This window comes from Streptomyces sp. NPDC059142 (assembly GCF_042755665.1).
Classification (GTDB): Bacteria; Actinomycetota; Actinomycetes; order Streptomycetales; family Streptomycetaceae; genus Streptomyces.
On record NZ_JBHZDA010000063.1, the window covers coordinates 37653 to 43063 of the forward strand.

The following is a 5411-nucleotide window of genomic DNA, read 5'->3' on the forward strand; positions in this document are numbered from 1 at the left end:
ACTCCGTGCCCGGTCGCTTCGGGGCGGGGGCGTGTCAGCCCCCCGCTCTGCCCCGCCCGTCCCCCTAGTCACTGCTTCTCTCAGCTCGCGGCGTCGATCTTCGGGGCGGGCTCGTTCTTGTAGTTGGCCGGACCGAAGTTGGCGGTCACGGCCTTCTCCCAGGAACCGTCCGACTCCATCTTGGTGAGCGCGTCGTTGATCTTCTTCTGGAGCTCGGTGTCGCCCTTCTTGAGGCCGATACCGTAGGGCTCGTCGCTGAGCTTGAGGCTCAGCAGCTTGAACTTGCCCTGGTGCTCCTTCTGCGAGGCGTAACCCGCGAGAATGGAGTCGTCCGTGGTCAGGGCGTCGACGGCCTTGTTCTCCAGACCGGTCAGGCACTCCGAGTAGCCGCCGACCGCCATGAGGTCCGCCTTGGGGGCGAGCTTGTCCTTGACGTTCTGCGCCGAGGTGGAGCCGGTGACGGAACAGAGCTTCTTGGAGTTCAGGTCCTCGGCCTTGGTGACGGACGTGTCGTCCGCGCGGACCAGCAGGTCCTGGTGGGCCAGGAAGTAGGGGCCGGCGAAGTCGACCTTCTTCTTGCGCTCGTCGTTGATCGTGTAGCTCGCGGCGACGAACTTCACGTCACCGTTGGAGATCAGGTTCTCGCGCTCGGCGCTGGGCGCCTCTTTCCAGATGATGTTCTTCGCGTCGTAGCCGAGTTCCTTGGCGACATACGTGGCGACGTCGACGTCGAAGCCCGCGAAGGTGCCGTCCGGCTTCTTCAGGCCGAGGCCGGGCTGGTCGAACTTGATACCGATGGTGATCTTGTCGCCACCGGAACCCCCGGCGCCGCCCTCCTCGCTCTTGCCGCCGCAGGCGGTGGCGGTCAGGGAGAGGACCAGTGCGGCGGCCGCGGCCGCGCTTGCCTTGTGGAGCTTCATGCGTGAACTTCCCTCAAGTGAGACGTGAACGAATCAGGTTCTGCCGGACTCGGTAGAGCCGTGAAAGAGCCGTAAGACGCTGAGAAGAGCCGTGAACTGGGTGATCAGTGGTGCAGGATCTTCGAGAGGAAGTCCTTGGCGCGGTCGCTGCGCGGATTGCTGAAGAACTCGTCGGGCGTCGCCTCTTCGACGATCCGCCCGTCGGCCATGAAGACGACCCGGTTCGCGGCGGAGCGGGCGAAGCCCATCTCGTGCGTGACGACGACCATCGTCATGCCGTCGCGGGCCAGTTGCTGCATGACTTCGAGTACTTCGTTGATCATCTCGGGGTCGAGCGCCGAGGTCGGCTCGTCGAAGAGCATGACCTTCGGGTTCATCGCCAGGGCCCGCGCGATGGCGACACGCTGCTGCTGGCCGCCCGAGAGCTGGGCGGGGTACTTGTCGGCCTGCGAGCCGACGCCCACGCGGTCGAGCAGGGTGCGCGCGGTCGCCTCGGCCTCCTTCTTGTCCGTCTTGCGGACCTTGATCTGGCCCAGCGTGACGTTCTCCAGCACCGTCTTGTGTGCGAAGAGGTTGAACGACTGGAAGACCATGCCGACATCGGCACGCAGCTTCGCCAGTTCCTTGCCCTCGTCGGGCAGGGGCTTGGCATCGATCGAGATCGAACCCGAATCGATCGTCTCCAGGCGGTTGATGGTGCGGCACAGTGTGGACTTGCCGGACCCGGAGGGTCCGATGACGACCACGACCTCGCCACGGGCGATGGTCAGGTCGATGTCCTGGAGCACATGCAGCGCGCCGAAGTGCTTGTTCACGTTGCTCAGTACGACCAGGTCGCCCGTCGCCGGCCCGGCGCTCCCGGTGTCCTTGGTCGCTGACACTCCGCTCATCGGCTTTTTGCTCCGTCCTCACTCGGTTGGGGAGGACCCTAGTCACGCACTGCGATCAGCGTCATTACATCTGAGCTGAAATTGAGCATAACGATCCGGCCGCAACCGGACACTCCGTGTGAAGTGGGCGGTGCGAGGAGTACCGGGTGGGTAACGGAAACCTCGGTGTAACGGGAAGGCTCTTGACTGGCGCGGCGCCATCGGCATGGATGCCAGATACGTAGACACCTACATCGGACATGACTCAAGATCCCGACATTCGGGATCGCGACCGAAAAGGGGGCCCGTGAGGCTGCTGCTCGTGGAGGACGACGACCATGTCGCCGCCGCCCTGTCCGCCGTGCTCGCCAAGCACGGATTCCAGGTCGTCCATGCCCGCAGCGGTGAGGAGGCGCTGCAGGCCGTCCTGCCCTCCGGCGGCAGACCGCCGTTCGCGGTGGTCCTGCTCGACCTCGGACTGCCCGACCAGGACGGCTACCAGGTCTGCGGCAAGATCCGGAAGATCACCTCGACCCCGGTGATCATGGTGACGGCGCGGGCCGACGTACGCTCCCGGATCCACGGCCTCAACCTCGGGGCCGACGACTACGTGGTCAAGCCGTACGACACCGGTGAACTCCTCGCCCGTATCCACGCCGTCAGCCGGCGCGCCGTGGGCGGGGACGAGCCGGGGCACCCGGACGAGGCGGCCCAGCGACTCGGACGCCTCACCCTCGAACTGCCCACCCGCCGGGTCTCCGTCGACGGCCTGCCCGTACAGCTCACCCGCAAGGAGTTCGACCTGCTGGCCCTGCTCGCGCAGCGCCCCGGAGTCGTCTTCGGCCGGGAACAGATCATCAGCGAGGTGTGGCGTACGAGTTGGGAGGGCACCGGGCGCACGCTGGAGGTCCATGTGGCGTCGCTGCGCTCCAAGCTCGGCATGCCCGCGCTGATCGAGACCGTACGCGGGGTCGGCTACCGGCTGGTCGTCCCGGCCCCGCACCCGGGGTCGTAGCGGCCCGGTGACGTCCCGACTCCTGCCGCTGCTGATCATCCTCATGGCGGCCGTGCTCCTCGCCCTGGGGTTCCCGCTCGCCGTCAGCCGCGCCGCCGCCGAACAGCAGGACGTCGTCATCGACCGGATCGACGACACGGCCCGGGTCGCGGCCCTCGCGCAGTTCGTCTCCGAGGGCCGCACCGGTACGGAGGGCCGCGCGGGCAGCCAGGAACGGCGCGACCTGCTGGAGGAGGAACTGACCCGCTACCACGAGGTGTACGGGATCAGGGTCGGCGTCTTCTACCGCGACGGCGAGGCCATGGCCAGCGCCCCGAAGGGGTGGCGGGTGCCCGCGGAGGGCACGGGGCGCCAGTCCTTCCAGGAGGCCCTGCTGGGCCGTCGCAGCGACGACCCCGAGCAGGTCTGGCCCTGGCAGAACGGCCGGCTCGTCGTGGACTCGCCCGTGGTGCGGGACGGGGACGTCGTCGCGGTCGTGGTGACCGACTCGCCGACCGGCCAGATGCGTTCGCGCACCCTGCGGAGCTGGCTGGTCATCGGGGCGGGGGAGGCGGTGGCCCTGCTCGTCGCCGTCGGGGCCGCCATCCGGCTGACCGGGTGGGTGCTGAAGCCCGTACGGGTCCTGGACGCCGTCACCCACGACATCGCCACCGGCCGGATGAAGTCGCGCGTCGCCGCGGCGGGCGGCCCGCCGGAACTGCGACGGCTGGCGGGCTCGTTCAACGAGATGGCCGACAACGTCGAGGACGTCCTGGAACAGCAGCGCGCCTTTGTCGCCGACGCCTCCCACCAGTTGCGCAACCCGCTCTCCGCGCTGCTGCTGCGGATCGAGCTGCTCGGCCTCGAACTGCCGCAGGGGAACCCGGAGATCGCCTCCGTACGCACCGAGGGCAGACGGCTCGCGCAGGTCCTCGACGACCTGCTGGACCTGGCGCTGGCCGAGCACACCGCCGCCGATCTGCGGGTCACCGACATCGGGGAGATCGCCGCCGAGCGGGTCGCGGCCTGGCGGGCGCTGGCCGAGGAGAAGGGCGTACGGCTGACCGAGCACCGCGCCGCGGTGACCGGCTGGGCCGACCCCATCGCCCTCTCCAGCGCCCTGGACGCGGTGATCGACAACGCTCTCAAGTTCACCCCCGCCGGCGAGGAGGTGACGGTCACGGTGGCCCGTAACGGCGCGACCTCCACGGTCGTCGTCGACGACGGCGGCCCCGGGCTCACCGACGAGGAACTGTCCCGCATCGGCGACCGCTTCTGGCGCAGCAACCGCCACCAGAACATCAAGGGCTCAGGGCTCGGCCTCTCCATCACCAGGGCGCTGCTCGCGGCGGGCGACGGCACGATCACCTACGCGCACGGCGAGCCCCACGGTCTGCGGGTCACCGTCAGCGTCCCGAGAACGGCGCCCTGACCGCGGTCGGCTGGCTGGCCGGCCGGTCCTGGGGCTACGGCTTGACCGACTGGTAGTAGCGCGTCGCGCCCTCGTGCAGCTTGAGCGGGTCCGTGTAGATGGCGGTCCGCAGATCCACCAACTGGGCGGGGTGCACCTGGTGGCCGATACGGTCCCGGCTCTTGATCACGGTATGGGTGAAGCCCTCCACCAGATCCGGGTCGATCCCGTCGTTGGTGACGAGGAGATTCGCCACCGCGACCGTCGGGACGGGGGCCGTGCTCCGTATCCCGTCGTACGCGTCGGCGGGTATCTCTGCCGAGCGGTAGTAGCGCGCGTCCTCCCCGCCCGAGGCGTGCAACTTCTCGATCAGCGCGGCGTCCAGCGGGACCAGCCGTATGTCGAAGCGCGCGGACAGCTCCTGCACGGCGGCGGTGGGCAGCCCGCCCGACCAGAAGAAGGCGTCCAGCTTCCCCTCTTCGAGCAGGCCGGGCATGGTGTCTATCCCGGCCGGGACCGGGCTGATGTCCCGCTCGGGGTCGAGCCCGGCGGCGCTCAGGATCCGCTCCGCGAGCAGCCGGACCCCCGATCCCTTCTGCCCCACGCCCACCTTCTTGCCCCGCAGCTCCCGGACGGAGCCGATCCCGGCGCTCTTGGCGGCGACGAGCTGCACGTAGTCGTCGTAGAGCCGGGCGCAGCCGCGCAGTCCGGCGGCGCCGGGGAGGCTGTCCTTCCGGTACTTGGCGACGGCGTCGGCGGTGGCGATCGTGAAGTCGGCCTCGCCCGTGGCCACCCGGGCCAGATTCTGCTGGGAGCCCTCGCTGTCCCGCAGGTCGACCGAGACCCGGGGCAGGTCGCGCGCCAGATCCTCCTTGAGCAGCGTCCCGTACCGCTGGTAGACCCCCGTCGTCACGCCCGTACTGAAGGTGACCGAACCGCTCGGCGACGCCGGGCCGATCGGCGCCAGCCACCACACCAGCAGCCCGAGCACCACCAGCCCGGCCGCGGCCCCTCGCAGGGCGCGGCCACGGGTGAGGCGGAACGGAAGGCTGACCATGCGCCGATCCTGTCAGGTCACTCCCCGTGATGGCCAGGCCCTGTCCAGGACTCGCCACCCGCCTCCGCCCGGGGCCCGGCCGGGGCCCCGGGGGAGGCGGCCGGGGGGCGGCCCGGGGCGCCACCCCCTTTGGGCTGAGCAGCCGCGGCGGCCCGCTGCA

Annotated in this window: 5 protein-coding genes; 2 read left to right on the forward strand and 3 right to left on the reverse strand. The window is 69.5% G+C overall.

Annotated elements, in window-relative coordinates:
- Positions 1 to 80: 80 nt before the first annotated feature.
- The gene (locus tag ACFXPK_RS22075; RefSeq protein ID WP_384995388.1) at positions 81 to 920 is read right to left on the reverse strand and encodes a glutamate ABC transporter substrate-binding protein; all 840 of its coding nucleotides are present in this window, start codon (positions 918 to 920) and stop codon (positions 81 to 83) included.
- A 104-nt stretch (positions 921 to 1024) separates the two neighbouring features.
- A complete protein-coding gene (locus ACFXPK_RS22080) occupies positions 1025 to 1810 on the reverse strand; it encodes an amino acid ABC transporter ATP-binding protein (protein ID WP_384995390.1) in 786 nt (261 codons plus the stop codon).
- A 286-nt stretch (positions 1811 to 2096) separates the two neighbouring features.
- Between ACFXPK_RS22080 and ACFXPK_RS22085 the strand changes: the two genes are divergently transcribed.
- Positions 2097 to 2804 (forward strand): response regulator transcription factor, encoded by a 708-nt coding sequence (locus ACFXPK_RS22085; RefSeq protein WP_384995392.1) that lies wholly within the window; start codon positions 2097 to 2099, stop codon positions 2802 to 2804.
- Between the two features lie 7 nt (positions 2805 to 2811).
- On the forward strand, positions 2812 to 4215 hold the full coding sequence (locus ACFXPK_RS22090) for an ATP-binding protein (RefSeq protein ID WP_385077882.1): 1404 nt from the start codon (positions 2812 to 2814) through the stop codon (positions 4213 to 4215).
- Positions 4216 to 4249: 34 nt separating this feature from the next.
- Here the strand turns inward: ACFXPK_RS22090 and ACFXPK_RS22095 are convergent, their stop codons facing one another.
- On the reverse strand, positions 4250 to 5251 hold the full coding sequence (locus ACFXPK_RS22095) for a TAXI family TRAP transporter solute-binding subunit (RefSeq protein WP_385077885.1): 1002 nt from the start codon (positions 5249 to 5251) through the stop codon (positions 4250 to 4252).
- Positions 5252 to 5411: the final 160 nt, after the last annotated feature.

Excerpts from the sequence above, each read along its gene's own strand:
- ACFXPK_RS22075 (WP_384995388.1), bottom strand. The coding sequence starts at position 920 with ATGAAGCTCCACAAGGCAAGCGCGGCCGCGGCCGCCGCACTGGTCCTC.
- ACFXPK_RS22080 (WP_384995390.1), bottom strand. The coding sequence starts at position 1,810 with ATGAGCGGAGTGTCAGCGACCAAGGACACCGGGAGCGCCGGGCCGGCG.
- ACFXPK_RS22095 (WP_385077885.1), bottom strand. The coding sequence starts at position 5,251 with ATGGTCAGCCTTCCGTTCCGCCTCACCCGTGGCCGCGCCCTGCGAGGG.